Below are 26,539 nucleotides of genomic sequence, written 5' to 3'. Positions count from 1 at the left end.
CTACATGCGTGACTACCCGTGTCACACTCTTTCTCCTTTCTGGAGGGCACGTGAAACGACCCCTCGCCGCTGTCAGCGCAGCGCTGCTCACAAGCGGCCTGCTGGCCTGCGTCGCCACATCGGCGCATGCGGCTCCGCCCACCGCCCCCGCGCCGGATGCCTCCGCCGCGGCCCAGGCGGCGACCGTCCTGCAAGCGAACCCCGGCGCCGTCCAGGGTTCGAGCGCAGAGTCCTACCAGGTGCGAAGCACCAAGGTGGACGCCACCGGCGCCACGCACACCCGCTACACCCGGACCTATCAAGGACTGCGGGTGTACGGCGGTGACTTCGTCATCCACGCCACGCCGAGCGGCACCTACGCCGGCAGTTCGGTCGGTCTGGCCGCACCGCTGACCCTCGGCACCACGGCCAAGGTCGCCTCCGCAGCGGCGAAGAAGGCCGCCCGCGCAGGATTCACCGGCACGGTCGAGGCGGTGGGCGCCCCGGAGCTGTTCGTCGACGCCAGCTCCGGCACGGGCCGGCTGGCCTGGGAGACGGTGGTCAGTGGCTGGCAGCCCGACGGGCAGACCCCGTCCCGGCTGCACGTGATCACCGACGCCACCACCGGCGCGGCCGTCGGGTCGTACGACGAGATCGAGTCGGTGGTCGGCAGCGGCCAGGGCATCTACACCGGCGCGGTCAGCATCGACACGACGCTCTCCGGCAGCACGTACCAGATGATCGACCCGACGCACGGCAACGGCCGCACCTGCGACATGAACAACGGCACCTCCACCTGCACCACCTTCACCGATGCCGACAACGCGTGGGGCACCGGCGCCAACTCCAACCGGCAGTCCGCCGGCGTGGACGCCCACTTCGGCGCGGCGAAGACGTTCGACTACTTCAAGAACACCCACGGCCGCAACGGCATCTTCGGCAACGGCACCGGCGTGCCGAGCCGGGTGCACTACGGCAGCAGCTACGTCAACGCCTTCTGGGACGGCGCCCAGATGACCTACGGTGACGGCTCCGGCAACTCCCGCCCCCTCGTCTCCCTGGACGTGGCTGGGCACGAGATGAGCCACGGTGTCACCGAGGCGCTGGCCGGCCTGGTCTACTCCGGCGAATCCGGCGGCCTCAACGAGGCCACCAGCGACATCTTCGGCAACATGGTGGAGTTCTACGCCGCCGCGCCGAGCGACCCGGGCGACTACCAGGTCGGTGAGAAGATCAACATCAATGGCAACGGTACGCCGCTGCGTTACATGTACAACCCGTCGCTGGACGGCTCGTCCGACAGTTGCTGGTCCACCAGCACGAAGAACAAGGACGTGCACTACTCGTCCGGCGTTGCCAACCACTTCTACTTCAACCTCGCCGAGGGCACCGGCGCCACCGCGTACGGCACCTCACCGGTCTGCGGTTCCGCCCCCGCGGTGACCGGCATCGGCCGGGCCAAGGCCGAAAAGATCTGGTACCGGGCGCTGGACGTCTACTTCACCTCCAACACGTCGTACGTCAACACCAGCAACCCGGCGAACACCGCCCGCGCCTACAGCCTGCGGGCGGCCACCGACCTGTACGGCAGCTGCTCCACCGAGTACAAGGCCGTGCAATCCGCCTGGACCGCGGTGAACGTGGCCGGCAGTGACTCGACCTGCTCGACCGGCAACGACTTCTCGGTGTCGCTCTCGCCGACCGCCGGCTCGGTGAACCCGGGCAGCTCGGCCTCCACCACCGTGGCGACCGCCACCACCAGTGGTACGGCACAGACCGTGACGTTCTCCGCGTCGGGCCTGCCCAGCGGGGCGAGCGCCGCGTTCAGCCCCACCTCGGTGACCTCGGGCGGCTCGTCCACCCTCACCATCAGCACCTCGGCGAGCACCCCGCCGGGCACCTACTCGGTCACCGTGAACGGTGCGGGTGCGGTCACCCGTAGCGCCACGTACACGCTGACCGTGAACGGCACCGGTGGCGGCTGCACCGCGCCGGGTCAGAAGCTGGCCAACCCGGGCTTCGAGTCCGGTGCGACCGGCTGGACGGCCAGCTCCGGCGTGATCACCAACTCCAGCAGCCAGGCGGCCCGCACCGGGACGTACAAGGCGTGGATGAACGGGTACGGCAGCACCCACACCGACACGCTCGCCCAGTCGGTGAGCCTGCCGGCCGGCTGCGCGTCGTACGCGCTCACCTTCTGGTTGCACATCGACTCGGCCGAGACCACCACCAGCGTCGCGTACGACAAGCTCAATGTGCAGGTGCTGAACTCGGGCGGGACGGTGCTGGCCACGCTGGCGACCTACTCGAACCTGAACAAGGCCACCGGCTACAGCCAGAAGTCCTTCTCCCTGGCCGCGTACGCCGGCCAGACCGTCAGCCTGAAGTTCACCGGCACTGAGGACTCCTCGCTGCAGACGTCCTTCGTGGTCGACGACACGGCGCTCACCGTCTCCTGACCTGACCGATCGCCGAAAGGACCCGGCGGCCACCCCTCGACGGTGGTCGCCGGGTCCGCGCCGTTATGGTCGCCGGACCGGCGCACGCTGCCGGCGGGCCAGATCGGCGGCGTCGGACAGGTGGCGCGGGAAGGGGTGGACGTGTCGGACGCGGAGTTGACCGTCGAGGTGACGGGACCGGTGGCGACCGTGGTAATCCACCATCCCGCCCGGCGCAACGCGATGACCGCCGCCATGTGGCGCCAGCTCCCCGAACTGCTCGACCGGTTGGAGCCCGACCCCGACGTCCGGGCGCTGGTGCTCACCGGCGCAGGCGATGCCTTCTGCGCCGGCGCCGACCTTGGCGACCTGTCCGAGCTGCTGGACGCCGGTGACGCCAGCATCGCGGTGGCCGCCGAGGAACGGTTGGCCCGCTTCGCCAAGCCGACCGTGGCGGCGATCCGGGGCGCCTGCGTGGGCGGTGGCTGTCAGCTCGCGGTCGCCTGTGACCTGCGGATCGCGGCCGACGACGCCCGGTTCGGCGTACCGCCGGCCCGGCTCGGGCTGGTCTATCCGGCACCGACCACGCGCCGGCTGGCCCGGCTGGTCGGCCCGTCCGCCGCCAAGCATCTGCTGTTCACCGCCGACCTGATCGACGCCGAGCGCGCCCTGCGGATCGGCCTGGTCGACGAGGTACTGCCGGCCGACCGGCTCGCCGCGCGGGTGGACGACCTGACCGCGACGATCGCCCAGCGGTCGCCGCTGAGCATCGCCGCCGCCAAGGAGATCGTCGACGACCGGGCCGGCCCGGCCCGGATCGCCTGGTGGCATCGGAAGGTGGCGACCAGCGGCGAGGCCCGGGAGGGTGTGGCGGCGGTCGCCGAACGCCGTACGCCCCGTTTCGCCTGGCAGCCGCCGACCGCCGACTGAGTCCGTCTCCAGCAGTCCACGGCGTCGTATCGGGCTGGTTCGATACCCGACTGGTGCGTCATGGTGGTGATACGGCAGTCTGTCAGTCGTGCAGCGTGATCAGTTGCTTGCGGGCCGCTACCGGCTCCTGGAGCGTCTCGGTAGTGGCGGCATGTCGACGGTGCACCGGGCGTACGACGAAGTGCTCGAACGGGACGTCGCGGTGAAGGTGCTCGTCACCTCGGATGCCAACGCCCGGCAGCGGATCCGGGGCGAGGCCAAGGCGGCAGCCCGGCTGTCGCACCCGCACGTAACGAGCGTCTACGACTTCGGCGAGTCCCCGGTCGACACCAACCAGGTCCCGTTCGTGGTGATGGAGCTGCTCGACGGCCACACTCTCGAACAACGGCTGACGGCCGGGCCGCTGCCGCCCCGCGCGGGTCTGCGGGTCTGCGCCGAGGTGGCCTCCGCCCTCGCCGCCGCACACGCCCAGGAGTTGGTCCACCGCGACATCAAGCCGGGCAACGTGATGCTCACGCCCACCGGCGCCAAGGTGCTCGACTTCGGCATCGCGGCGGCAGCCGGCGAGTCGGAGATCGACTTCGAGGGGCGGCTGCTGGGAACGCCGGCCTATCTCGCCCCGGAACGACTGCAGGCCGGTGAGGTGCTGCCAGCCTGTGACGTGTACGCCCTTGGCCTGTTGCTGCGCCGGGTGCTCACCGGCCGGCTGCCGTGGCATGCCGAGGGGCAGACCGGGATGCTCCGCGTGGACCCGCACGTCGAGCCGGACCCACTGCCCCAGATCGACGGCGTGCCGCCCGAGGTGCACCGGCTCTACCGCTGGTGCCTGGCGCGCGACCCCGCCGACCGGCCACCGGCCGTCGAGGCGGCCCGCATCCTGCTCGTCGCCTCCACCGCAGTGGCCGCCGTCAGCGGAACCGCGTCCGGTCCGGCTGCCGTTGCGGCCGGACCGGCGACATGCGCCGTCGAGCAGACGGACACCGCGACCGCCGATCCGGCGGAGCCGACAAGCGGTACCGGTACCTCCGGGCGGTGGTCGCGGCGTCGGCAGCGGGTCATGCTGGCGGTCTCCGGCGCGGTGATCGCCGCGGTGGCGATGGCCGGGTCGCTCGGCGACTCGAGCAATCGTCGGCAGGGGCAGGATGTGCCATCGATCGGCATCGGCCCGGGCACCACCTCGGTGGGGATGCCACGCGTTGATGAGCCGGCCGCCGCGGTCGACCCCCGACCGTCCGCCGTCCCGTCAGCCAGGAACACTGCGTCCAAATCCCGGAACGGCCCCCCGACCGGTCCGGGCGGGACAGGTGCCCCGGGCCCGACTGCCACCATCCCGCGACCGACCCCGAGCGGGGTCGCGCCGACGCCCACCCCTTCTGGCGGTATGCCGGTGGACGCCCTCGGCGGGACGGTCACCGTCCGCTGCCTCGGGGCTTCAGCCGAGGTGGTCGCGGTGACACTCGCGCCCGGATACGAGGCGGCGGCGTACGACCCGGGCCCGGCGAAGCGGATCCAGGTCGAACTGACCTCCGCCGAGCATCGCAGCGAGATCCGGGTGCACTGCGCCAACGGCCGCCCGAAACCGAAGGTCAAGGAGCGCGCCGCCTGACCGGGGGCCGGCGGGTGCCGCGCCGGAGGCGTACCCCCGACACGGCCCCCCGTTCCCGCCGGCCGGTCCGTCACCGCCCCGCCAGCGCCGACCAGCCCGGGTTCACCGGCTCACGGCGCAGCGGCATGCCCGCCTCCGCTGGCGTCCGGTCGCCCTTGCGCTGGTTGCAGCCGTAGCAGGCGGCAGTGGTGTTTCGCCAGGTGTTCCGGCCGCCGCGCGAGCGGGGCAGGATGTGGTCGATGGTCGACGCCGGGCCACCGCAGTACGCGCAGCACCGCTCGTCGCGGCGCAGCACGCCAGCCCGGGACCAGGCCGGCCCGGAGCTGAATCGCCACCGGGTGACCACGTAGCGGACGAGGCGCACCACCCGGGGCATCGGGAAGACGCCGATCACCTGATCCGGCTCGGCCTCGTGGATCTCGGCCACCCGGCGGCAGAGCATCCGGACTGCGTGCTGAACGGTGACCCGGTGCAGCGGGCCGAGGTCGGCGTTGATGACGAGGACGGCGTCCACCGGGATCTCCCTTCAGAGCGATGACGGACGAACTGCTCCGGACAGCGAGGAGCCGCCCGGTCCGGCTGTCGGACGGGCGGCTCGGCGCGTACGGGAACGCGTCAGTCGGGCCGGCCCGCCCGGGGACCTTCCGCTCGGCAACCGTCGCCGGACAGCGTCGACGAGGGCACGGTGGTGACGTGCGACATCGTCATGAGCTGCTCCAACGGGTGTGGTTGACCTTGCGCGATCACGGTAGGTCGATGCGGGAGGTGCGGGCAACGTATTTCGATCGGGCGGCCTCCCCGGCGCGGCGCTGACGGCGGGTCCGGGGAGCGGCTTTCGCCGGGACCTGGGCGGTGGTCAGTGGCCGGTTCAGCCGCAGGGCCATCCGCGCGGTGAGTTCGCTGTCCAGCAGGGGCCGGTTGACCTCGCCTGCGACGATCAGCGCCGGCCCGGAGACGGACCGCCAGATCGCGGCCAGTCCGGCTCCGAGGCCCACCAGGGCGACGGTGGCCCGGGTGGTCGGTGAGCCGGCGGCCGCGGCGGCACTCACGCCGACCACCGCGAAGAGCACCAACAGCAGGGGTACGAGCACCGGCCAGAAGATGCCCCGTGCCGCCTGCGCCACCAGTCGCCGGTCCCGGATGATCAGATTCCTGGCGATCACCGCGTAGTCCTCCTCATCGAGCAGGTCGCGTGGGTGCAGGCCGCCGGTGAGCACGTCGCGCCAGAGGTCACCCTGACCGCGCAGCGCCCGGCTCAGCTCGGCGGGCGCCGGCCCGGTCTGGTAGCCGTGTCCGGCCCGGTCGACCGCTGTCGCCCAGGCGGCCAGCGACCGGCGCACCACCGCGGCCGAGTACGGCGGCAGCACGCTGGCCAACTCGTCCAACCACCGGCTGATCTGGATCTGCCGGCCGCCGAACTGCCTCAGCAACTGGGCGGCGTCGCCGGCTCGGACGGTGTCGGCCACTGATCGGCCCAGCCGGTAGGCCAGCCCGACGCGGTGGTTGGTGGCCATCGCCCAGCGGAGTACCTCCACGTTGAGGTCGTCGAGGGCGAGCAGCAGCGGCACCGGGTCGGCGGCGTCGGGTCGGCCCAGGTCGGGGAGCAGGGCCCGGGCGGCAGACGTGTCGGGCACCGGCCCGCTGTGCCGGGTGAGTTCGGCGATCTGAGCCAGGGCGACGTCCACCCCGTCGAGGTACATCCGCATTCGCCGTTGGGCGGACATTTCGGTGAGGTTGGAGAGTTTGGCCGGCGGTACGGCCGGGCGGGCCTCGACCGGAGCGCCCAGCTCCGCGTGCTGCCCGTGGTGGTAGGCGTCCGCCATCCACCAGCCGAGCCGTAGTGCGGTGACGACACAGGCGCGTTCGTCGCGGATCAGCGGGTACGCGTCGTCGCGGCCGATCTCGTCGATCGATGGATGGTTCTCCGCGCCGGCGCGGTGCAGTGGTGACATCTTCCGCTGCCCTCCCGCCCGGTCATCGACGGTTGATCAATCGAGCGTACGGCAGCGTACCGATGGTTATGTAGGGTTTTGTCGCTTTGGTCCACCGCGACGGGCCAGCAGCCCGCGCGGCCGGATCGAGCGCACCGCCTCTGCCGCACCACCCTCGGCGCGCAGGATGTGGTTCGCGGCGATGATGCCGGTGGCCGCGGAGCGTTCCATCAGGGCGCTCGGGAAGTCCGTGGCGATCCCGTCGCCGGCCAGGTAGAGGCCGGGCGCGTCGGTGCGTACCCCCGGTCGCCAGGCGTGGCTGCCCGGAGTGAACGCCGGTGCCTGCGCCTCCACCCGGGCCCGCATCTCGCGGACCCGCAGGTCGCCGGCCTCCGGCCAGAGCGCGACCAGCTCGCGGCGCATCCGCTCGGCCAGCTCCTCGGCCGGCACCCCCGCTTCGCAGGCGTACGCGTGCAGCTCGATGACCGACCCGCCGGTCTGCCGCGCCCAGCGCCGCGACTCGTTCTCCAGTCGGTGATAGAGCGTCACCGAGTCCAGAGTGGGCTGCCGGGACACACCGTTGAACACCGCCCGCTCGGCGGCCACGTCCCCGTCACACCAGTACCGCGCGACCGCGTACGGCGGGCCGGGAGTGCCGAAGGTGGGCATCCGCGCGGCCAGCTCCGGTGCCTGCTCGACCAGGTCGGGGGAGGCCCTGACCAGCGCGGCCAGCGCCGGCGGGTCGACGGCCAGCACCACGTGGCCCGCCGGGTGGCTGCCGCCGTCGGCGGTCGACACCCGCCAGCCGTCGGCGTCGCGGTGCACCCCGGTCGCGGCGGAGCTGGTGAGCACCCGGCCGCCGTGCTTCTCCACGTGCCGGGTCAGCGGCTCCCAGATCGCGGTGGCGTAGTCCTCGTCCGGGCAGTCGAACGCCAGCCCCTCCGGGTTGCCGAGCAGGTAGAAGTGGAACTGGGCGACCATCTCGGCGGCCGACATCTCGGTCTCGTGGTTGAAGAACGAGTGCGAGAAGACCTCGAACAGCATGGCCCGGGCCCGGTCCGGCAGCCGCAGCGACGCCAGCAGCTGGTCGGCGGTGGTGTCGTCCAGCTCGGCGTAGGTGCGTACCGGGTCGTAGCTGAGCAACGGCAGCGCGGCGTCCCGGTCCATCAGTCGCAGGTCGCCCAGCCGCAGGCTGGGGCTGCGCAGCAGCAGCGCGAGCAGGTTCGCCGGCGGTGCGGGCGGCAGCCTGCCGAACTCCTCGGTCGGCCACTGCTCACTGAGGATCGGGTAGCCCGGAATGGGCTTGAGAAAGCCCAGGTCGGGGTCGATCCGGCGCAGGATGGACCGCCAGTTGTAGTACTGCCGGAAGAACGCGTGGAAGCCGTGCTCGTTCTGCTGGCTGCCGTCGGCGAGTGCCTCCGGCCAGGCGCCCAGTCGACCGCCGAGCGTCGGTGCCGCCTCCAGCACCGTGACCGCCACACCCCGCTCGGCCAGCACCACCGCCGCCGACATGCCGGCGATGCCGCCACCGACCACCACCGCCGCGGTCGGTCGCGGCACGCGGTCGGCGCCACCGCCGCCCGGGTCCACCTGGTGCTGGCGTACGCCGATGAGCCGTCCCATCACTTGCGACAGCGCCATGAGCACCTTCCCGAGCCGACAGAGTCTCCAGTCTGCCGCACCGAACGGTCAGTCGCTGGGTAGGCAGCGACGGGTCCGGTCGGAGTCGGGCCAGACATATTCCAGGTCCCCCGGAACGTCGTCGCCGAAGATGGGGCGGTAGTGCGCGGGGTCCTTGCGCAGCAGCGACGAGCGGTGGCTCAGGTGCAGGTCGTCGCGGCCCAGCCAGGGTGGCAGCTCACCGGCCTCGGCCAACTCGATCTGGGTACGCACGACGCCCGGTCCGCAGGCGGCGGCGAGGTCGACGGTCATCGTGGTGGCGCAGGTGTCGGCCCGCCCCGGCTCGGTCCAGACCGCGCACATGTCCAGCCCGTAGCGGGTGAGCGCCTCCTCGTACCCGGCCCACATCTTCACCGCCGGGTGGTTGCGCCAGCCGTACCCGGGTCGGGTCAGCCCGCGCAGCACCTGGATGGCCTCCACCCGCTGCTTGCCCAGCCGCTTCTGGTCCAGCGTGCGGGCGCTGGCCAGGAAGTCCGGGTACGGGAGGAACGTCTGCATGCCGCTGCTCTACCCCTCGCCCGGGCCGACATGCCTGGTCGGGGATGATCCGGACGGGGTCGCCCACCGTGGTGGTCCTGACTACGATCCGGGCATGGCGGAGCCGTGGCGGGACCGGGCGCGACGGGCGGTCGAGTGGAACTGGCGGCTTCGGTCGGCTGGTGATCCGCGCCCGCACTACGTGATCTGTGGGCGGGACGCGCTCGCCTACTACGTGGCCCGGGCGATGCTCGAATCCGAGTTGCCGGCGGGTGGGGCCCGGGTGACCGTCGTGGTGCCCGAGCGTTACCGCAGCAACGGCCCGGACGTGGCGGGGTTGCGGGGGGTCCGGGTGGTCCGCTCGGATCGCCTGGACGTGGCCACCTTCGAGGCCGCCGGTCTGGCCGGAGCGGCCGGGTTGGCCCTGCTGCACCAGGACGATGTCGGCAACCTGCATGCCGCGCTCTGCGCCCAGGCCGTCGACCAGCGGGTCCGTCAGGTGCTGCGGATGTTCAACGGCACCCTCGCTGACGGCGTGCGCAAACTGCTCAAGGCTCCGGTCGAGGTGCTCTCCGACGCCGAGATGGCCGCGCCCGCGTTCGTGGCCGCCGCGCTCGGCGAGGTCGACCCGAGTTCCTTCCAACATCGGGACAAGACGCTGCGGGTGGCGCGGCGGGCCGACGTCCGACCGCAGGATGTGGTCTGCGCGTTGGCGCACTTCAGTGAGGCGCAGAGGGTGGAGCTGCTGCCGCTGGAGCAGGCCGGCGCCGACCTGGTGCTGGCCGAGGCGACCGGGCAGCCACCGGGCACCGAGGTTGCCGCCCGTCGGCTGGTCCGGGCCCGTAAGCGACGTCGTCCGGTCGCGGTGCTGCTGCGCGCGGTACGCGGCTTCGCCACCCGCAAGATCGGCATCGCGGTGATGCTGGTGCTCGCGCTGATCGCGGTGCTGGGGGCGCTGATCTCCCGAGCCGAGGACGTCACCCCGTTGGAAGCGTTGTACCTGACGCTGGTCACCACCCTCAGCGGCGCCGACCCCGACACCGACAAGGCGGCCGACGCGCAGATCATGCAGGTGGTGCTCAACCTGGCCGGGTTGGCGCTGATACCGCTGATCACCGCCGTCGTGGTGGACGGCATCGTCAACGCGCGGCTGGCCCTGCACACCGGCCGGGTGCAGCCCGCGCGGGTCGGGCACGTCGTGGTGATCGGCCTCGGCAACGTCGGCACCCGGGTGATGGCGCAGCTTCGCGAATACGACGTCGAGGTGGTGGCGATCGACAAGGATCCGGAGCCGCGAGGGGCTGCTCTGGCACGCCAACTGGAGGTGCCGCTGATCGTCGGCGACGCCGCGCTGCCGGAGACGCTGGTCGCCGCGTCGGTGGCCGACTGCCAGGCGCTGGTGGTGGCGTCCACCGACGACGTGGCCAACCTGGAGGCGGCGCTCGCTGCCCGCGATCTCCGTGACGACCTGCGGGTGGTGCTGCGGTTCTTCGACGGTGACTTCGCCGAACGGGTGGAGGAGACCTTCGCCCTCGGTGTGTCCCGGTCGGTCTCCTACCTGGCGGCTCCGGCCTTCATCGGGGCGCTCACCGAACGCGCGGTGATCACCACCATCCCGGTCGACCGGCATGCGCTGCCGGTCGCCGAGGTGCCGGTCGCCGCCGGCTCCGAGCTGGACGGCCGACCGCTCGGCATGGTCAACCGGGACGGGCAGGTCCGCCTGATCGCCCGCACTCCGGCGGGTGGCGCCAAGACGATCTGGTGGAAGGATCTCGACCCCCGACAGGTGATCTTCGCGGGCGACCGGCTCACCGTCGTCGCCCGCCGACGCGGGTTGGACTGGCTGACCAGGCAGTGCGCCCCGCCCGCCCCGGGGAAGGTGCCCATGCCGCACGGTCACGCCGGTTCCATGCCCCGGCCCGTGCCGACCCCGCCCGGCGCCGTTCGCCCCGCAGGGCCGCCGTCCGTCCCCGGCGAGGAGCACGCCCTGCCGCCCGGGCCGACCGATCAGCAGGTCGCCGCCTCTGCGCCCGGCGCGGCCCACCCGGTGTCGGCACCCGTGTCGCCCGCCGTCGGAGGGGTGCCGCCAACCCAGGGCGGGGGCATCGGGCACCGGCCGGTGGAGCCGGGCGACGACGCAGGCGTCCAGGACGAACCGGACTCCACTGCGGCACGATCAGGCTGACCGTTCAGCGACTTCTCGGGGATGGTGGCGGTTCCGGTGACCTCCGGGTCCCGCCAGACCGGGCAGCGGGAACAAGCTGGTCGTGAGCGACAATCGGTGTCATGCGTTTTCGCATCCTTGGGCCGACCCAGGTGCTGCTGGCCGACGGGCGCGAGATCCCCGTGGGCGGTCCGCGGCTTCGCGCGCTGCTGGCGCTCCTCCTGCTCGAAGCGGGCCGGGTGGTGTCCGCGGAGCGGCTGATCGACGGCCTGTACGGCGAGCATCCGCCCCGGGGTGCGGCCAACGCGCTCCAGTCCCAGGTGTCGCGGCTGCGTCAGGCCCTGCCCGCTCACCAGAACCCGGTCGAGTTCCACCCGGCCGGTTACCGCCTCGCCGTGGATCCCGGCGATGTCGACGCGTACCGGTTCGAGCGGCTCGCCGAGGCGGGGCGCAGCGCGCTGGCCGGCGGCGACTGGCCCCGCGCGGCGACCGTGTTGCGCGAGGCGCTGGAGCTCTGGCGCGGCCCTGCCCTGGCCGATGTCCTCGACGCGGCCGGCGCACCCGCGCAGGCGGCACGGCTGGACGAACTGCGGCTGGCCGCCATCGACGATCGGATCGAGGCGGACCTGGCGCTGGGCGCGCATGCCGCGCTGGTCGCCGAGTTACGGGAACTGGTCGTCGCGCACCCGTTGCGGGAGCGGTCGCGGGGCCAGCTCATGCGCGCCCTGTCCGCACTGGGCCGGCCGGCCGAGGCACTGGCCGAGTTCGAGGGCGCCCGGAGCACGCTGGCCGAGCAGCTCGGTGCCGACCCGTCGGCGGCGCTGGCCGCGATTCACCTGTCTGTGCTGCGCGGCGAGGAACGCCCGGCCGTGCTGGGGACAGCCGAACAGGCACTGCCGAGCCAGCTCACCACGTTCGTCGGGCGGGAGGAGGAGCTCAAACGCGTTGGGGAATTGCTCGGCGAGCGAAGGCTGATCACCCTCACCGGCCCGGGAGGAGCGGGCAAGACGCGGTTGGCGATCGAGGCCGCGGGCCGTCTCGACGGCGAGGTCCGCTTCGTCGAGCTGGCTGGGCTGGCCCACGGTGCGGACGTACCGCAGGCGGTGCTGAGCGCTCTCGGCCTGCGCGATGCGGGCCTGCGCGCCCCGGCCGAGCCCGGCCGCCATCCAACCGACCGACTGGTCGAGGCGCTGGCCGAGCGGCGGCTGCTGCTCGTGCTCGACAACTGCGAGCATGTCATCGCCGACGCGGCCCGGCTGGCCGCACGGCTGCTGAGCGCGTGCCCGGCGCTGCGCGTCCTGGCCACCAGTCGCGAGCCGCTCGGGCTGGCCGGTGAGGCGTTGTGCCCGTTGTCCGGGCTCACCCTGCCGCCGCCCGACGTGTCGGTGCTGGACGTCGACGACTACGCCGCGGTCAGGCTGTTCGCCCAGCGGGCCGCCGACGTCGCGCCCGACTTCACCATCACGCCGGCCACCGTCGAGGTGGTACTGCGGATCTGCCGTAGCCTCGACGGCCTGCCGCTGGCGATCGAGCTGGCCGCCGCACGGCTGCGGGCGCTGCCCGTCGCCGAGGTGGCCGCCCGTCTCGACGATCGGTTCCGGCTGCTGTCGATGGGCAGCCGGGCCGCGTCGCCGCGACACCGCACGCTCCGGGCCGTGGTCGAGTGGAGTTGGGACCTGCTCGACGACGCCGAACGGCGGCTGGCCCGCCGGCTGACCGTCTTCGCCGGCGGTGCCACGCTGGAGGCGGCCGGGCGAGTCTCCGGCCTGCCCACCGCCGAGTTCGTCGACGCGCTGACCGGTCTGGTCGACAAGTCCTTCGTGGAAATGACCGGCGGTCGTTATCGGATGCTCGAGACGGTCCGCGCCTTCTGCGCCGAGCGTCTTACCGAGGCCGGCGAGGCCGACCAACTTCGCCGCGCCCACGCGGCGTACTTCCTTGAGTTCGCCTGGATCGCCAGCGACCACCTGCGGCGAGCCGAACAGTTGCACTGGTTGCGACGGCTCGACGCTGAGCGGGACAACCTGCATGCGGCGCTACGCCGTGCCACCGCGGCTGGTGACGCGTCCGAAGCCGCCGGGATGGTCGCTGCCCTGTCGTTCTACTGGTGGCTGCGCGGCATGCGCGGGGAAGGGGCCCGGTTCGCCGCCGACGTCCTCGACGTGCTCGGCTCCAAAGCGCCGCCGGGTCTGGTCGAGGAGTTCGCACTCTGCGTCTACAACGCCTCGCTCGCCGGTTCTGGCCACCTGCCGTCGCTCGGAACGCAGGGGTCCGTGATCCGCAGCCTGGAACGCCCGCCTCGACAACCGTTCCTCCTGTATCTGTCCGGGATCTCGACCGGGCCGCCGTCCGGCGGAGCTGAGCACGTCGACGAGCTGATGCGGGAGCTGCGGCGGCTGGTCGGACCGGACGTATGGATCAACGCGCTCGGCGCGATGGGCAGCGGCTCGGCGCAGATGTGGGGTGGCCAGGGGGACCGGGCCAACACCACGTTGGTCACCGCACTTGACGGCTTCCGAAGCGCCGGGGACCGGTGGGGGTCCATGATCACACTCGGCGCGCTCGGTGAACTCGCCGCCTGGCAGGGTGATGCGGAGGCCGCGGGCGCTCACATGGATCAGGCCATGGGATTTGCCGAGGAACTCGGATCGGCCGTCGACCAGGCCGACATGTTGCGTACCCGGGGCGAGATCAGGCTACGCGCCGGTGACCTCGCCGGGGCGCGCGATGATTTCGCCGCTGCGCTGCTCCTCGCGCAGCGCAGCGGTGCACCGGAGTTCGTTGCTGCGGCCCGGCTCGGCCTCGCCCAGGTGGCACGGCTGCACGGAGATCTCGTCGAGGCGAGGCGGTTCTGCGACGAGGCGTTGGCCGGCGGGCTCACCGGCTGGTACGTCGGCGAGGCCACGCGTTCGGAGATCATGCTCGTCCTCGAGCAGATCACCGAAGCGGAGAAAGCCGGGCCTCACGCGCCGCCGTCAGCCGACGGTGCGTGACCCGTCAGCGCCCCAGGCAACCGTGGGGGCATGACGACATTCGAGGTGGTCGCCGAGGGTCTGGGCAAGCGGTACGGCCCAACCCGCGCGCTTGACACGTTTGACCTGACCGTACCGACCGGCACGGTGTACGGACTGCTGGGACCGAACGGCGCCGGAAAGACGACGGCCGTACGAATCCTTGCCACGCTGCTGCGCTTCGACACCGGCAGGGCCACCGTGGCCGGGTTCGACGTGCTGCGTCAGCCGCACGAGGTGCGTGCCCGGATCGGGCTGACCGGCCAGTACGCCGCAGTCGACGAGACCCTCAGTGGCCGGCAGAACCTGGAGTTGTTCGGCCGGCTGTTCCGGCTCGGCCGACGGGCGGCCCGCCAACGAGCCGGCGAACTGCTGGAACGGTTCGGGCTCGAAGAGGCGGCGGGTCGGTCCGCCGGTGAGTATTCGGGTGGGATGCGCCGTCGGCTGGATCTCGCCGCCAGCCTGATCCGTACGCCGCGCGTGCTCTTCCTCGACGAGCCGACGACCGGCCTGGACCCGCGCAGCCGCAACCAGGTGTGGGACCTGGTCCGCGCCCTGGTCACGGACGGGACCACGGTACTTCTCACCACGCAGTACCTGGAGGAGGCCGATCAGCTCGCCAATCGGATCTCGGTGATCGACGCCGGTCGGGTGGTGGCCGAGGGGTCCCCGGACGAGTTGAAGTCGATGACCGGCGGTGACCGGATCGAGGTGGTGGTGCGCGACGCGGCCGACCTGGTTCAGGCTGCCCGCATCGTCGCGCCGATCTGCGGCGCGGAGCCCGAGTGTGATCCGGAGGTTCGGCGACTCAGCGTCCCGGTGGCCGACCGGGTCGCCGGGCTGGTCGACGTGGTGCGCGCATTGGACGAGGCGGGAATCGCGGTCGAGGACATCGGCCTGCGGCGCGCGACGCTGGACGAGGCGTTCCTGCACCTGACCGGGCACCGGCCCGACGAAGCCCGCCAGCCCGCTGGCGCTGGACGAAAGGTCGACGTGGCATGACGGCAGCGATCGCAGATGGCTGGACGATGACCAGGCGGAACATGATCCACGTGATCCGCGCGCCGGAGGAGTTGATCCTCTACTTCTCGCTGCCGATCATGTTCGTCCTGGTCTTCGGGTACGTCTTCGGCAGCGGCATGGAGGTGCCGGGTGGCGGCAACTATCGGGAGTTTCTGCTGCCCGGGGTCTTCGTGATGACGATGCTGTACGGCCTTGGCGCCACCGCGAGCGGCGTGGCGCTGGATCTCAGCCGAGGTGTCGTCGACCGGTTCCGGTCGATGCCGATGGCACGGTCGGCCCTGATGACCGGCCGCAGCGCCGCCGATCTGCTCCGCGCCCTGCTGGAGATGTCCACCCTGTTGGTCTGTGGCCTGCTCGTCGGGTGGCAGTGGCGACATGGCGTCGGAAAAGCTCTGCTCGCCGTCGGGCTCCTCCTGCTGCTGCGAGTGGCGATCACCTGGATCGGGATCTACCTGGCGCTGCTGGTCCGCAATCCGGACACCGTCGGCGTGATCGTCTTCCCGGCGGCGTTTCCGCTCACCGCGATCTCCAATGTCTTCGTGTCGCCGGAGCTGATGCCGCCGTTCATCGGTGCGATCTCGGAGTGGAATCCGCTGTCGGCCACCGTCGCGGCGATCCGCGAGTTGTTCGGCAATCCGGGCCTGGGTGGCGACTCCTGGCCGGCGGAGCACGCGATGCTGTTGGCGGTGGTGTGGCCGGTGCTCCTGATCGCGACGTTCGCTCCGCTGGCAGTGCGCCGCTACCGGCGGCTGAGTCGCTGACCGGCGGCGCCGACGGCGAGCACGCCGAAGCCGGCGAGGACGCTGCCCAGCGGCAGGTTGACCGCGAGCAGCAGGCAGCCGACCAGGCCCAGACCGGCGAGGACCCGGGCCGGCATCCGCCGGTCCGGGTCCCGGCCCAGGGTGAGCGCCGCCGCGTTGGTGATCGCGTAGTAGACCAGCACCGTGCAGCTGGAGAAGCCGATCGCCTGCCGTACGTCGCCGAGCGCGACCACCACGATCACCACGGCGGCCACCGCCAGCTCGGCGCGGTGCGGCACCTGGCGTACCGGGTGCACGGCGGCCAGCGCGCCGGGCAGGTCGCGGCGGCGGGCCATCGCCAGCGTGGTGCGGCCGACCCCGGCGACCAGGGACAGCAGCACCCCCGTGACCGCGATCGTGGCCCCGGCACGGACCACCCACGCCAGGCCGGGCAGCCCGGCGGCGGTCACCACGTCGACCAGGGGCGCGGCGGAACCGGCCAGCCGCTCGGCGCCGAGCACGCCGAGCGTGACCACGGCCAGCACCAGGTAGATCGCGAGCACGACCCCGAGCGCCAGCGGCACCGCGCGGGGAATGGTCCGCTGCGGGTCACGGACCTCCTCGCCGAGCGTGGCGATCCGGGCGTATCCGGCGAAGGCGAAGAAGAGCAGCCCGGCGGCGGTGAGCACGCCCCGGGCGGAGCCGCCGGGGTCGGCCAGCCGATCCAGGTGCACCGGCCCGCCCACCACCCCGACGACCGCGACCAGGGTCAGCACCGCGAGCACCAGCACGACCAGCGCTCTGGTCACGGTGGCCGTCTTGCCGATGCCGCGCAGGTTCACGGCGGTCACCGCGAGCACCGCGCCGACCGCGACGAGCCGGGCCTGGCCCGGCCACAGGTACGCCCCGATGGTCAACGCCATCGCCGCACAGCTTGCGGTCTTGCCGACCACGAAGCCCCAGCCGGCCAGGAACCCGGCGAACGGCCCGAGGCGCTCCCGGCCGTAGACGTAGGTGCCGCCGGACTCGGGGTAACGGGCAGCCAGCCGCGCCGAGCTGGTCGCGTTGCAGAAGGCGACGAAGCCGGCCAGCACCAACGCGGGCAGCAACCCGGACCCGCCGGCCGCCGCCGCGGCCGGGCCGAAGACCACGAAGACGCCCGCGCCGAGCATCGAGCCCAACCCGATGACAACCGCATCGGGTACGCCGAGCCGCCGCGCCAGTTGATCCACGGACCGAAACCCTAGGTGTACGAGGTGAACGGCCGGTCCCATGCGCGGAGCCGGCCGGGGAGCGGCACATCGTCCCAGGGCACCCGGTGCAGCAGCCGGTCCAGGATCAGCCCCAGCAGCAGCCCGGCCACCGAGTCGGTCAGCCAGTGCCAGCCCAGGTAGGTGGTGGTGGTGAGGACGACCAGCGGCGGCACGATGCGGATCACGGTGATCAGCCGGCCCGGCAGTTGCCGGCCGAAGCTGCGAGCCAGCGGGGCGAGCAGCAGCGCGATGACCCCGTACCAGACGATCGCGTTGGCGACGTGCCCCGACGGGTACGACTGGGCGAATCGCACCGGCAGATCGACGTGGAACAGCGGCAGGGTCTGCTCGGGCGGCAGGAACGGTTCCTTGATGCTGGCGCTCGGTGCGGCGCGCGCGGTCCACACCTTGAACGGGCCGATGGTCAGATAGGTCAGCGCGAACGCGACCACCGGCGGCAGGATCGGCCGCACCGACCGCAGCCGAACGGCCAGCAGCACGCCCAATCCGGCCGCGATCAACGTCAGCGGAGTGCCCTGGCCGAGCAGGTTCAGCACCCGGGCCACCCAGTAAGCGGCGGTTGGTCGGTGCCCGTCGGCCCAGTCGGCGATCGCCCGGTCCAGCCCGAAGAGCTGGTCCGCGGCGAGCGCCACGGTCAACCCGACCAACCCGACCAGCAGCAGCGCGTCGAACCACCAGCCGGCCGGGCGGACTGGCCGTAGCCGCAGGTCACGTCGTACCGCCGTGGGTTTGAGCACGGGACCACGCTACCGGCCCGGCGCGAGACCGTGGCGTCCCGCGCTGTGTGCCCAGCCACGATGAGAGGCGATGCGGAGGGCGAGGCGTCATGCTTGTGCCCGTGCGGATCACGTCTGCCCTCGTGGACCCGGCGCTGCTCGACCTGCCCTGGTCGACACCGCTGGAGGAGTGGCCTGCCCAGCATCTGGTGGCCCTGCCGCAGGGCATCTCCCGACACATCGTCCGGTTCGTCCGGCTCGGTGAGTACGTCTATGCGTTCAAGGAGACCCGCGAGCGGATCGCCGAGCGGGAATACGACCTGCTTCGGGCCCTGGAGCGGATCGACTTTCCCTCGGTCGAGGCGGTGGCGGTCGTCGCCGACCGGCAGACCGAGGACGGGGAGCCCCTCGAGTCGGTGCTGATCACCCGGCACCTGCAGTTCTCGCTGCCGTACCGGGCGCTCTTCTCGCACACCCTGCGGCCGGAGACGATGAGCCGGCTGCTCGACGCGCTCGCCGCCCTGATCGTGCGGATGCACCTGACCGGCTTCTTCTGGGGCGACTGCTCGCTGTCGAACACGCTGTTCCGGCGGGACGCGGGCGCGTTCGCCGCCTACCTGGTGGACGCGGAGACGGGCGCGCTGCACAACTCACTCTCCAACGGGCAGCGCGGTGAGGACCTGGAGATCGCCCGGGTGAACATCTTCGGCGAGGCGCTGGACCTGCAGGCAGCCGGGCTGCTGCACGAGTCCATCGACCCGGAAGTGGTCTGCGAGGAGGTCGTGCAGCGCTACGAGCGGCTCTGGCACGAGATCACCTACGAGCAGGCCGTCGAGCGGGAGGCCCGGCACGACATCGAGGGTCGGATCCGCCGCCTCAACGAGTTGGGCTTCGACGTGGCCGAGGTGGCCATGTCGACCATCGACGACGGGCGTTACCTGGTCCGGCCGAAGGTGGTCGACGCCGGCTACCACACCCGGCGACTGCTGCGGCTGACCGGTCTGGACGCCGAGGAGAACCAGGCCCGCAAGCTGCTCAACGACCTGGACGCCTACCGGGCGGAGAGCGACCTGACCGACGAGCAGCAGGCAGCGCACCGGTGGCTCACCGAGGTCTTCGAGCCGGTGGTCCGGGCCGTCCCCGCGCACCTGCGCCGCAAGCTGGAGCCGCAGGAGCTGTTCGCGCAGATCATCGAGCACAAGTGGCTGCTGTCCGAGCGGGCCGCCCGGGACGTCGGGATGCGCCACGCGGTCCAGTCGTACCTGGCCGACGTGCTGGTCCACCGTCCCGACGAGCAGGCCGTCCTCGGCGTCGAGGTGCCCGCTACCAGCTGACCCGGTCCAGTTGCCGTGTCCGTCCCTGGCCAGTCACGCTGCGCCGGCAGCACCTTGCCGCGTAGACCACGGCGGTCCCCATCGTCGGCACTCGGAGGCCGGGTGGGTGTGGTTGCTGCCTTTGGAGCTGATGTCGCAAACGATTCACCCGCGGGCCAGCCGGGCCAGCCGGGCCAGCCGGGCCAGCCGGGCCAGCCGGGCCAGCCGGGCCAGCCGGGCCAGCTGGGCCCATGGCCCGTTGGCCCATGGCCCGTTGGCCCATGGCCCGTTGGCCCATGGCCCGTTGGCCCATGGCCCGTTGGCCCATGGCCCGTTGGGTCGTTGGTCGTTGGGTCGTTAGTCCGCTGGGCCGGGCGCTGCCGACCGGCGGGCCGGGGGCCGCTGAGCCGCTAGGCCCGTTGAGCCGCTGGGGACGACAGCGTGATGTCGTAAGCGATTCAGCTCCAAAGGGGCTGCGGTGTACACGTCGGGCCGGCCGGGACAGTGCCGATGACCGATCTCGGCCGCAGACGCCGCACGGCGCAGACGCCGCAGACTGCGACACGCTGCGGCACGCTGAGCGCGCGGAGCAGCGGCCGAGTGTTACTCCACCCAGGAGCCGCCGCGCAGCACGCGAACCACGTTCAGGTCCTCGTCCAGCACTACCAGGTCGGCGCGGAGGCCGACCTGAATGGCGCCCAACCGGTCGCCCAGGCCGATGGCCCGTGCCGGGGTGGTGGCCACCATCCGTGCCGCGTCGGCGATCGGGATCCCGGCATCCACGGCGTGCCGCAGCGCCGCGTCCATGGTCAGTGTGCTGCCGGCGATCGCGCCGTCGCGGGCCAGACGGGCCACTCCGTCGACCACCGTGACGGCCTGGCCGCCCAGCTCGTACTCGCCATCGGGCATCCCGGTGGCGGCCATCGCGTCGGTGATCAGCGCGGTCCGGTCCGGGCCTGCGGTCGCGGCGGCGAAGGTCAGCATGCCGTCGTGCAGGTGCACCCCGTCGGCGACCAGCTCGCAGATCACGGTGGGCGCGTCGAGCAGGGCCACCACCGGGCCCGGCTCGCGGTGATGCACGGGCCGCATGCCGTTGAACAGGTGGGTGCCGACGCTGGCGCCGGCGGCGACCGCGGCGCGGGTCTGCTCGTACGTGGCGTCGGTGTGGCCGACCGCCGCCACCACCCGCTGCGCGGTGAGCAGCTTGATCGCCTCCAGTGCGCCGTCGCGCTCCGGAGCGAGGGTGACCATCCGGATCGCGCCCCGGCCCAGCTCGATCAGCTCGGTCAGCTCGTCGGTCGACGGATCGCGCAGGAACTCCGGGTTCTGCGCGCCACAGCGGGCGGCGGAGAGGTAGGGCCCTTCGAAGTGGACGCCCGCCAGCACACCCTCGTCGACCAGCGGGGCGAACGCCTCGGTGGCAGCGCGCATCAGCGGGAAGGGCGCGCTGACCAGGCTGGCCAGCAAAGTGGTGGTGCCATGGGCGAGGTGGAAGTCCGCCGCCGCCCGGGCCTCGTCGGCATCCCCGGTGGTGAAGGTGTGCCCACCGCCGCCGTGTGTGTGCATGTCGACGAAGCCGGGCAGGATCCAGTGCCCGTCCCGGACCGACGGGTACTCGGCCACTGCGGTGATCCGATCCCCGTCCCACTCGACGCAGCCCTGTCGGATGACACCGGTCGGGGTCACCACTTGGCCGTTGACCCGTACGGTCATCGCTTCTCCTGATGGTTAAGGACGCCCACGGCGTCCAGGGCGAGCAGGGCGGCTCCGAGGCAGCCGGCCTCGTCGCCGAGGGCTGCCGCGACCAGCCGCGGCTCCCGGTGGAAGGTCATCCGCTCGTGCAGCGCCGCCCGCAGTGGGGTCAGCAGCCGGTCCCCGGCCTGGGCCAGGCCCCCGCCGAGCACGATCGTCGCCACGTCGAACAGTGCCTGCCCGGTGGCGAGGCCGTCGGCGAGCGCCTCGACCGCCTCCTGCCAGACCTGGCTGGCGAGCGGTTCGCCGGCAGCGGCCCGCTCGGCCACCTCGGCCGCCGTCACGGGAGCGTCGGCTGTCTCACGGGCCAGTTCGGCGTAGCGGCGGCCGATCGCGGAGGCGGAGGCCACCGCCTCCAGGCAGCCGGGCCGGCCGCAGCCGCAGCGCGGGCCGTCGGGACGTACCAGAACGTGGCCGATCTCCCCGGCGGCGCCGTGGGCGCCGACGACGTGCGCGCCGTCGACGACGTGCGCGGCGGCGATGCCGGTGCCTATCGCCACGAAGAGCACGTGGCCGGTGCCGCGGCCGGCGCCGAGCCGGGCCTCGGCGAGGCCACCGGCCCGCACGTCGTGGCCGAGCGCCGTCGGCAGGCCGAGCCGCGTCGCCGCCAGGTCCCGCAGGGGTACGTCCCGGAAGCCCACGTTCGCCGACCAGACCGCGACTCCGCGCGCCTCGTCCACCACCCCGGGCACGGCGATTCCGACCGCGATCGGGGTGAGCCCGTCGGCGCGGGCCTTGTCGGCCAGCCCTTCGGCCACGTCGAGGATGGTGTCGACCACGGCGGCTGGGCCGCGCGCGGCGTGGGTGGGGTGCCGCTCGGTGCTTACCGCGACACCGTCCGGCCGGACCAGGGCGCACTTCATGCCGGTGCCGCCGACGTCCAGAGCGACGACCACGCGTTCGCTCACGCCAGCACCACTGACCGGGTCAGGTGCCGGGGCGCGTCCGGGTCGAGGCCCCGGCTGGTCGCCAGCGCGACCGCGAAGCGTTGAGCCAGGATCAGGTCGGCCATCGGGTCGACCGGGGTACGACCGGCGGACCAACTGCCCAGCACCGTGCGCCAACCGTGCGTGCGGCTGTGCACGAAGGCGGCGCCGGTGGCGGCCACATCCTCGGGCAGCCCGTCGGGCAGCTCGCCGAACGCCCAGACCAGCCGGCCGGGCGCGGCGATCGAGATGGGCCCGTGCCGGTAGTCCATCGCCGGGTACGCCTCGGCCCAGAAGGTGGCCGCCTCGCGGCACTTCAGCGCTGCCTCCTGGGCCAACCCGACAGTCCACCCTCGACCGAGGAAGGTGGCCTGCTCGATGGTGGCCGGGTCGATCGGCAGCGGGGAGCGCACCGCCACTTCGGCGTCGGCGGCGAGCGCGGCCACCGGGTCACCGAGGTGGGCGCGGAGCAGGGCCAGCGCAGTTGTCGCGAAGCGGGTCTGCACCACCGACCGTTCGTCGGCGAAGGGCATGGTCACCGCGGCGGTGGCCAGCTCGACCGCAGGCGACGCCGGGTCACCGACGATGACGGTGGTGGGCGTCCGTCCGCGCAGCGCGGCGAGCAGCTCCAGCACCTCCGTGGTGGTGCCGGAGCGGGTGATTGCGATCAACCGGTCGTAGCGGCGCCCGGCGGGGAACTCGGACGCCTGGAACGCGTCGGTCTCGCCCTGGCCGGCCTGCTCGCGGCGGGCCGCGTACGCCATCGCCATGAACCACGACGTGCCGCAACCGACGACGGCGACTCGCTCGCCGGGGCGCGGGAGGTCACCGTGGACGACGCCGGCCAGCTCGGCCGCCTCCCGCCAGCAGTCGGGTTGGCTCGCGATCTCCGCGTCCACGTACGCCATGGGAAACTCCTCGCAGGGGCGACCGGTGCGCAATACGGCTCGTTAGACCCGTGTTTCGCGCGTCATTCTGCGCGAGCGCGGGTGGCCGTGGCAACCGACCGGCCGATCGCGCAGGTCAGTCTTTTGCGCAAGCCTAGTTTTGCGCACTAGTGTGCACGCAATCAATCACCGTCCGTGCAGTCACTGGGAGGGCCCCCGAGGTGGACCGGTACGCCAGATGGAACGCGCTGCTCGAGATGTTGACCGACAACGGCCGCGTTAGCGTCGAGGCGGCAGCCGAGCGGCTGGACGTCTCCCAGGCCACCATCCGGCGTGACTTCGACCAGCTCGCCCAGCAGCAGATGATCACAAGGACGCGGGGCGGCGCGGTCGCGAACGGTGTCTCGTACGACCTGCCGCTGCGCTACAAGACGGCCAAGCACTCCGCCGAGAAGCAGCGGATCGGCGCGGCTGCCGCGGCACTCGTCACGCCGGGCACCGTGGTCGGGCTGAACGGCGGCACCACCAGTACCGAGGTGGCGCGAGCGCTCGCCGTCCGGCCGGACCTGAACACCAGTGCCGAGGGTGCCCAGCTCACGGTGGTGACCAACGCGCTGAACATCGCCAACGAGCTGCTGGTCCGGTCTCGGATGAAGGTCGTGGTGGCCGGCGGGGTGGTGCGCCCGAAGTCGTTCGAACTGGTTGGCCCGCTGGGCGGGGCGTTGCTGCGCGAGGTCACCCTGGACGTCGCGCTGCTCGGCGTCGACGCGATCGACCCGCAGCTCGGTGCCGCCGCCCACCACGAGGGGGAGGCTGCGATGAACAACCTGATGGTGGCCCGCGCCAAGCGCGTGGTGATCATCGCGGACTCGTCCAAGCTGGGGGGTCATGCCTTCGCCCGGATCTGCCCGGTCGAGCGGGTGGAGACGCTGGTGACCGACTCCGGTGCCGCCCCCGAGGTGGTGGACGCGTTCCGCGCTGCCGGCGTGCAGGTCGTCTGCGCCTGAGCGGTCACGTTGCGTCGATGAAATAGCCCGTTCGGCGCGTCGATGCATACCGCGTATTGCGCGAGCCTGCATACCGCGTATGGTGTCGGCTGTCACGCCCACCCATCGGGGGAGGTGCAGCTTGCCAGCTGTCCTGGAGATCGAAGGTCTACGTAAGACGTACAAGAGTCGTCGACGCGGCACCCGCAACGCGCTTGACGGCTTCGACATGCGGGTCGACGCAGGGCAGGTGCACGGCTTCCTGGGCCCCAACGGGTCAGGCAAGACCACCACTCTGCGTACCCTGCTCGGCCTGATCCGGCCCGACGGCGGCCGGATGGCGCTGCTCGGGCACGAGGTGCCCGACGCGCTGCCCACGGTCGCCGGCCAGGTCGGTGCGATCGTGGAGAGCCCGCAGTTCTTCCCCCACTTCTCGGCACGGGACACGCTGTCCCTGCTGGCCGGGGCGGGCGAGGTGCCGGCCAGCCGGGTCGACGAGGTGCTGGAGCTCGTCGGGCTGCGCGACCGGTCCGGCGAACGGGTCAAGACGTACTCGTTGGGCATGAAGCAGCGGCTCGCCGTCGCCTCGGCCCTGCTGAAGAACCCGAAGCTGCTCATCCTCGACGAGCCCGCCAACGGCCTCGACCCGGGCGGCATCCGGGAGATGCGCACGCTCATGCGCAACCTCGCCGAATCCGGGATGACTGTGGTGCTGTCCAGCCACATCCTCGGCGAGGTCCAGCTGATCTGTGACTCGGTCACCATCATCTCGCTGGGCCGGCGGGTCGCCTTCGGCCCGGTCGACGAGGTGCTCGCGCAGCACTCGTCCGATGCGGTCCGGATCCGGTTGGAAGCGGTCAGCGACCTGCCGGCGGCCACCGAGGCGCTCACCCGGGCGGGGATCCGGGTCACCGCGCACCCGGACCACCTGATGCTGGTCGGCGTCGACAAGCCGGCCTCGGTGACGCGGCTGCTCGCCGAGCACAACCTCTACGTCAGCGAGTTGGCTCCGATCGCCGTCGATCTGGAGAGCGTCTTCCTCGAACTGACCGCCACCGCGCCGGTACCCGGGCAGAACCGCCAGGTCGACGAGTCCATGAAGGTCGGTGGGGCGGGTCAGCCCGGTGCCACCGCAGGAGGGTGGGGCGCGTGAGCCTCTTTCGTACGGAGCTGCGCCGGCTCGCCAAACGGCGCTTCACCCGCTACATGACGCTGCTCGGCCTGCTGGTGCTGGCCGCGGTGGTGGTCGGGGTGTTCTTCACCAACCAGAAGATCGATGCCGGCCAGCTCGCCAAGGCCGAACGCCAAGCCGACCAGCAGTACCAGGAGCAGGTGCGCTGGAGCGAGCAGGAGCGCGTCGCGTGTGAGCAGGCCAAGACAGCCGGCACGCCGAACGACGGCCGCTATCCCGACGACTGTTCGGTGATCACCGCACCGTCGCGGGACCAGATCGAGGCGCAGTGGTTCCTGCCCTCGACGTTCAACTTCCGGGACACGTTCGACGAGACGCTGATCCCGTTCGCGGCGATCCTCGCGCTGGTCGGGTTCGTGATCGGCGCGTCCTTCGTCGGTGCCGAGTGGAGCACCGGCGGAATGATGAACCTGCTGCTCTGGCGTCCGAAGCGGCTCACCGTGCTGCTCAGCAAGCTGGCCGCGCTGCTCACCGGCATCCTGGCGGTGACGCTGCCCGCCGCGGTGCTCTGGTTCGCCGGGTTCTGGGCGGTCGCGACGTTCCGGGGCAGCACCGAGAAGGTGACCTCCGGGGTCTGGCAGTCGTTCATGCTGACCGGGGTGCGCGGTGTGGTGCTGGTGTTGGTGCTCACCACCATCGGTTTCGCGCTGGCCTCGCTGGGGCGGCACACCGCGATGGCCCTCGGCGGTGTCGTCGCGGTGATGGTGGTCGGCCAGTTCGGGCTCGGCATCCTGCTGGCGATGGCGAGCGTGCGGTTCGCCGAGGCATGGCTGCTGCCCACGTACGCGCTGGCCTGGATGACCAAGAAGGTCACCTTGCAGGATTACAACGCCTGCAACGCGACCTACTACGGGGAGTGCAAGCCGGCCACCCTGGACATCACCTGGCAGCAGTCCTCCGTACTGCTCTCCGTCGGAGTGGTGGTGATCCTCGGAGCGGCGCTCTGGGCGATGCGTCGCCGCGACATCTCCTGACCACAGCGAAGCGACGCGGCCGGCCCGGCCGTCGGGATTCCCGACGGTGCGCGGCCGGCCGCGCCGGCTGCTGCGACCCTGGTCGACCCTGGTTAGGCTGAGCGCCATGCCCGCCGACACCACCCCGACCGCCCCCGAGCCGTCCACCGAGGCTCACCCGGGCGTCGCGGCGGCTGGTGGCGGGCCCACCGTCCCGACTCCGCGGCCGGCACCATCCGTCGAGAGCACCGATGATCTCGCGCCGGACGACGGGGACGACGCCGAGCCCGCCGCGCCAACGGCCCAGCTGAGCGCGCGGGAACTCGCCATCCTCGCCTTCGAGCAGCAGTGGTGGCGGCACGCCGGTGCGAAGGAGCAGGCCGTCCGGGACACCTTCGGGGTCTCCTCGACCCGGTACTACCAACTGCTGAACGGGCTGCTGGACAACCCGGCCGCGCTTGCCGCCGATCCTTTGCTGATCGGTCGGCTTCGCCGGCTGCGTTCGTCGCGCGCCCGCAACCGCCGCCGCTGACGGCACCGCACCCCTGCTGGGGCATTCGG

General features: G+C 72.1%; 21 protein-coding genes. 12 read left to right on the top strand and 9 right to left on the bottom strand.

Features of this window, described 5'->3' with window-relative positions:
* The first annotated feature begins 50 nt into the window (after positions 1-50).
* The 3 genes from ABZS37_RS10835 to ABZS37_RS10825 all read left to right on the top strand — a co-directional run bounded on the left by ABZS37_RS10835 (position 51) and on the right by ABZS37_RS10825 (position 4,953).
* Positions 51-2,438 (top strand): M4 family metallopeptidase, encoded by a 2,388-nt coding sequence (locus ABZS37_RS10835; protein ID WP_355167693.1) that lies wholly within the window; start codon positions 51-53, stop codon positions 2,436-2,438.
* A gap of 135 nt (positions 2,439-2,573) precedes the next feature.
* Positions 2,574-3,347: an enoyl-CoA hydratase/isomerase family protein gene (locus tag ABZS37_RS10830; protein ID WP_355167820.1), complete on the top strand. Its 774-nt coding sequence runs from the start codon at positions 2,574-2,576 to the stop codon at positions 3,345-3,347.
* 88 nt (positions 3,348-3,435) lie between these two features.
* Positions 3,436-4,953, top strand: coding sequence for a serine/threonine-protein kinase (locus ABZS37_RS10825; RefSeq protein WP_355167691.1), 1,518 nt, complete (start codon positions 3,436-3,438; stop codon positions 4,951-4,953).
* 70 nt (positions 4,954-5,023) lie between these two features.
* On the opposite strand, the gene ABZS37_RS10820 is transcribed toward ABZS37_RS10825, so the two are convergent.
* The 4 genes from ABZS37_RS10820 to ABZS37_RS10805 form a co-directional block, all read right to left on the bottom strand.
* The gene (locus ABZS37_RS10820) at positions 5,024-5,467 is read right to left on the bottom strand and encodes an HNH endonuclease (protein ID WP_355167689.1); all 444 of its coding nucleotides are present in this window, start codon (positions 5,465-5,467) and stop codon (positions 5,024-5,026) included.
* 229 nt (positions 5,468-5,696) lie between these two features.
* Positions 5,697-6,905, bottom strand: a complete 1,209-nt coding sequence (locus ABZS37_RS10815; RefSeq protein WP_355167687.1) for a hypothetical protein — start codon at positions 6,903-6,905, stop codon at positions 5,697-5,699.
* Positions 6,906-6,971: 66 nt separating this feature from the next.
* The gene (locus ABZS37_RS10810; protein WP_355167685.1) at positions 6,972-8,525 is read right to left on the bottom strand and encodes an FAD-dependent oxidoreductase; all 1,554 of its coding nucleotides are present in this window, start codon (positions 8,523-8,525) and stop codon (positions 6,972-6,974) included.
* Positions 8,526-8,573: 48 nt separating this feature from the next.
* Positions 8,574-9,062, bottom strand: coding sequence for an MSMEG_6728 family protein (locus ABZS37_RS10805; RefSeq protein ID WP_355167683.1), 489 nt, complete (start codon positions 9,060-9,062; stop codon positions 8,574-8,576).
* A gap of 94 nt (positions 9,063-9,156) precedes the next feature.
* Here ABZS37_RS10805 and ABZS37_RS10800 point away from each other — a divergent pair, with 94 nt between their 5' ends.
* The 4 genes from ABZS37_RS10800 to ABZS37_RS10785 all read left to right on the top strand — a co-directional run bounded on the left by ABZS37_RS10800 (position 9,157) and on the right by ABZS37_RS10785 (position 16,000).
* Positions 9,157-11,226 carry an NAD-binding protein gene (locus ABZS37_RS10800; protein ID WP_355167681.1) on the top strand — a complete coding sequence of 690 codons (2,070 nt, stop codon included), beginning with the start codon at positions 9,157-9,159 and terminating at the stop codon, positions 11,224-11,226.
* A 101-nt stretch (positions 11,227-11,327) separates the two neighbouring features.
* Positions 11,328-14,198 (top strand): BTAD domain-containing putative transcriptional regulator, encoded by a 2,871-nt coding sequence (locus ABZS37_RS10795; protein ID WP_355167679.1) that lies wholly within the window; start codon positions 11,328-11,330, stop codon positions 14,196-14,198.
* Positions 14,199-14,228: 30 nt separating this feature from the next.
* Positions 14,229-15,218 (top strand): ATP-binding cassette domain-containing protein, encoded by a 990-nt coding sequence (locus tag ABZS37_RS10790; protein ID WP_355167677.1) that lies wholly within the window; start codon positions 14,229-14,231, stop codon positions 15,216-15,218.
* Positions 15,215-16,000, top strand: coding sequence for an ABC transporter permease (locus ABZS37_RS10785; protein ID WP_355167675.1), 786 nt, complete (start codon positions 15,215-15,217; stop codon positions 15,998-16,000). The genes ABZS37_RS10790 and ABZS37_RS10785 overlap by 4 nt, the downstream gene beginning before the upstream one ends.
* Here ABZS37_RS10785 and ABZS37_RS10780 read toward each other — a convergent pair.
* Both ABZS37_RS10780 and ABZS37_RS10775 read right to left on the bottom strand, forming a co-directional pair.
* On the bottom strand, positions 15,979-17,211 hold the full coding sequence (locus tag ABZS37_RS10780) for an APC family permease (protein WP_355167673.1): 1,233 nt from the start codon (positions 17,209-17,211) through the stop codon (positions 15,979-15,981). The two genes, ABZS37_RS10785 and ABZS37_RS10780, sit on opposite strands and share 22 nt — an antisense overlap.
* 11 nt (positions 17,212-17,222) lie before the next feature.
* Positions 17,223-17,960, bottom strand: coding sequence for a phosphatase PAP2 family protein (locus ABZS37_RS10775; protein ID WP_355167818.1), 738 nt, complete (start codon positions 17,958-17,960; stop codon positions 17,223-17,225).
* 77 nt (positions 17,961-18,037) lie between these two features.
* On the opposite strand from ABZS37_RS10775, the gene ABZS37_RS10770 reads away from it, so the two are divergent.
* Positions 18,038-19,303: a DUF4032 domain-containing protein gene (locus ABZS37_RS10770; protein ID WP_355167671.1), complete on the top strand. Its 1,266-nt coding sequence runs from the start codon at positions 18,038-18,040 to the stop codon at positions 19,301-19,303.
* Between the two features lie 582 nt (positions 19,304-19,885).
* Here the strand turns inward: ABZS37_RS10770 and nagA are convergent.
* Genes nagA through ABZS37_RS10755 form a run of 3 tightly spaced genes read right to left on the bottom strand, consistent with a single transcriptional unit; the run spans position 19,886 to position 22,868 of the window.
* The gene (gene nagA / locus ABZS37_RS10765) at positions 19,886-20,995 is read right to left on the bottom strand and encodes an N-acetylglucosamine-6-phosphate deacetylase (protein WP_355167669.1); all 1,110 of its coding nucleotides are present in this window, start codon (positions 20,993-20,995) and stop codon (positions 19,886-19,888) included.
* Entirely contained in the window at positions 20,992-21,942 is a 951-nt protein-coding gene (locus tag ABZS37_RS10760; RefSeq protein WP_355167667.1) for an ROK family protein, read from the bottom strand. The genes nagA and ABZS37_RS10760 overlap by 4 nt, the downstream gene beginning before the upstream one ends.
* Positions 21,939-22,868, bottom strand: coding sequence for an SIS domain-containing protein (locus ABZS37_RS10755; protein WP_355167665.1), 930 nt, complete (start codon positions 22,866-22,868; stop codon positions 21,939-21,941). The genes ABZS37_RS10760 and ABZS37_RS10755 overlap by 4 nt, the downstream gene beginning before the upstream one ends.
* Before the next feature lie 200 nt (positions 22,869-23,068).
* On the opposite strand from ABZS37_RS10755, the gene ABZS37_RS10750 reads away from it, so the two are divergent.
* The 4 genes from ABZS37_RS10750 (at position 23,069) to ABZS37_RS10735 (ending at position 26,510) form a co-directional block, all read left to right on the top strand.
* Positions 23,069-23,854 (top strand): DeoR/GlpR family DNA-binding transcription regulator, encoded by a 786-nt coding sequence (locus ABZS37_RS10750; RefSeq protein WP_053654382.1) that lies wholly within the window; start codon positions 23,069-23,071, stop codon positions 23,852-23,854.
* Between the two features lie 121 nt (positions 23,855-23,975).
* The gene (locus tag ABZS37_RS10745) at positions 23,976-24,986 is read left to right on the top strand and encodes an ATP-binding cassette domain-containing protein (RefSeq protein WP_355167663.1); all 1,011 of its coding nucleotides are present in this window, start codon (positions 23,976-23,978) and stop codon (positions 24,984-24,986) included.
* On the top strand, positions 24,983-25,999 hold the full coding sequence (locus tag ABZS37_RS10740) for an ABC transporter permease subunit (RefSeq protein WP_355167661.1): 1,017 nt from the start codon (positions 24,983-24,985) through the stop codon (positions 25,997-25,999). The genes ABZS37_RS10745 and ABZS37_RS10740 overlap by 4 nt, the downstream gene beginning before the upstream one ends.
* Before the next feature lie 106 nt (positions 26,000-26,105).
* A complete protein-coding gene (locus ABZS37_RS10735) occupies positions 26,106-26,510 on the top strand; it encodes a DUF3263 domain-containing protein (protein WP_355167659.1) in 405 nt (134 codons plus the stop codon).
* Positions 26,511-26,539 lie beyond the last annotated feature (29 nt).

Origin of the sequence: Micromonospora sp. NPDC005413 (assembly GCF_040606435.1) — a bacterium.
In the GTDB taxonomy this organism is placed as follows: Bacteria; Actinomycetota; Actinomycetes; order Mycobacteriales; family Micromonosporaceae; genus Micromonospora.
The sequence above is the reverse complement of the archived record's forward strand: the minus strand, read 5'-3'. Positions and strand labels throughout refer to the sequence as shown.

What these genes read in the sequence shown, in the direction of transcription:
- ABZS37_RS10790 (WP_355167677.1), top strand. Translation starts at nt 14,229, where the DNA reads ATGACGACATTCGAGGTGGTCGCCGAGGGTCTGGGCAAGCGGTACGGC.
- ABZS37_RS10755 (WP_355167665.1), bottom strand. Translation starts at nt 22,868, where the DNA reads ATGGCGTACGTGGACGCGGAGATCGCGAGCCAACCCGACTGCTGGCGG.
- ABZS37_RS10805 (WP_355167683.1), bottom strand. Translation starts at nt 9,062, where the DNA reads ATGCAGACGTTCCTCCCGTACCCGGACTTCCTGGCCAGCGCCCGCACG.
- ABZS37_RS10795 (WP_355167679.1), top strand. Translation starts at nt 11,328, where the DNA reads ATGCGTTTTCGCATCCTTGGGCCGACCCAGGTGCTGCTGGCCGACGGG.
- ABZS37_RS10810 (WP_355167685.1), bottom strand. Translation starts at nt 8,525, where the DNA reads ATGGCGCTGTCGCAAGTGATGGGACGGCTCATCGGCGTACGCCAGCAC.
- ABZS37_RS10815 (WP_355167687.1), bottom strand. Translation starts at nt 6,905, where the DNA reads ATGTCACCACTGCACCGCGCCGGCGCGGAGAACCATCCATCGATCGAC.
- ABZS37_RS10800 (WP_355167681.1), top strand. Translation starts at nt 9,157, where the DNA reads ATGGCGGAGCCGTGGCGGGACCGGGCGCGACGGGCGGTCGAGTGGAAC.
- nagA (WP_355167669.1), bottom strand. Translation starts at nt 20,995, where the DNA reads ATGACCGTACGGGTCAACGGCCAAGTGGTGACCCCGACCGGTGTCATC.
- ABZS37_RS10735 (WP_355167659.1), top strand. Translation starts at nt 26,106, where the DNA reads ATGCCCGCCGACACCACCCCGACCGCCCCCGAGCCGTCCACCGAGGCT.
- ABZS37_RS10785 (WP_355167675.1), top strand. Translation starts at nt 15,215, where the DNA reads ATGACGGCAGCGATCGCAGATGGCTGGACGATGACCAGGCGGAACATG.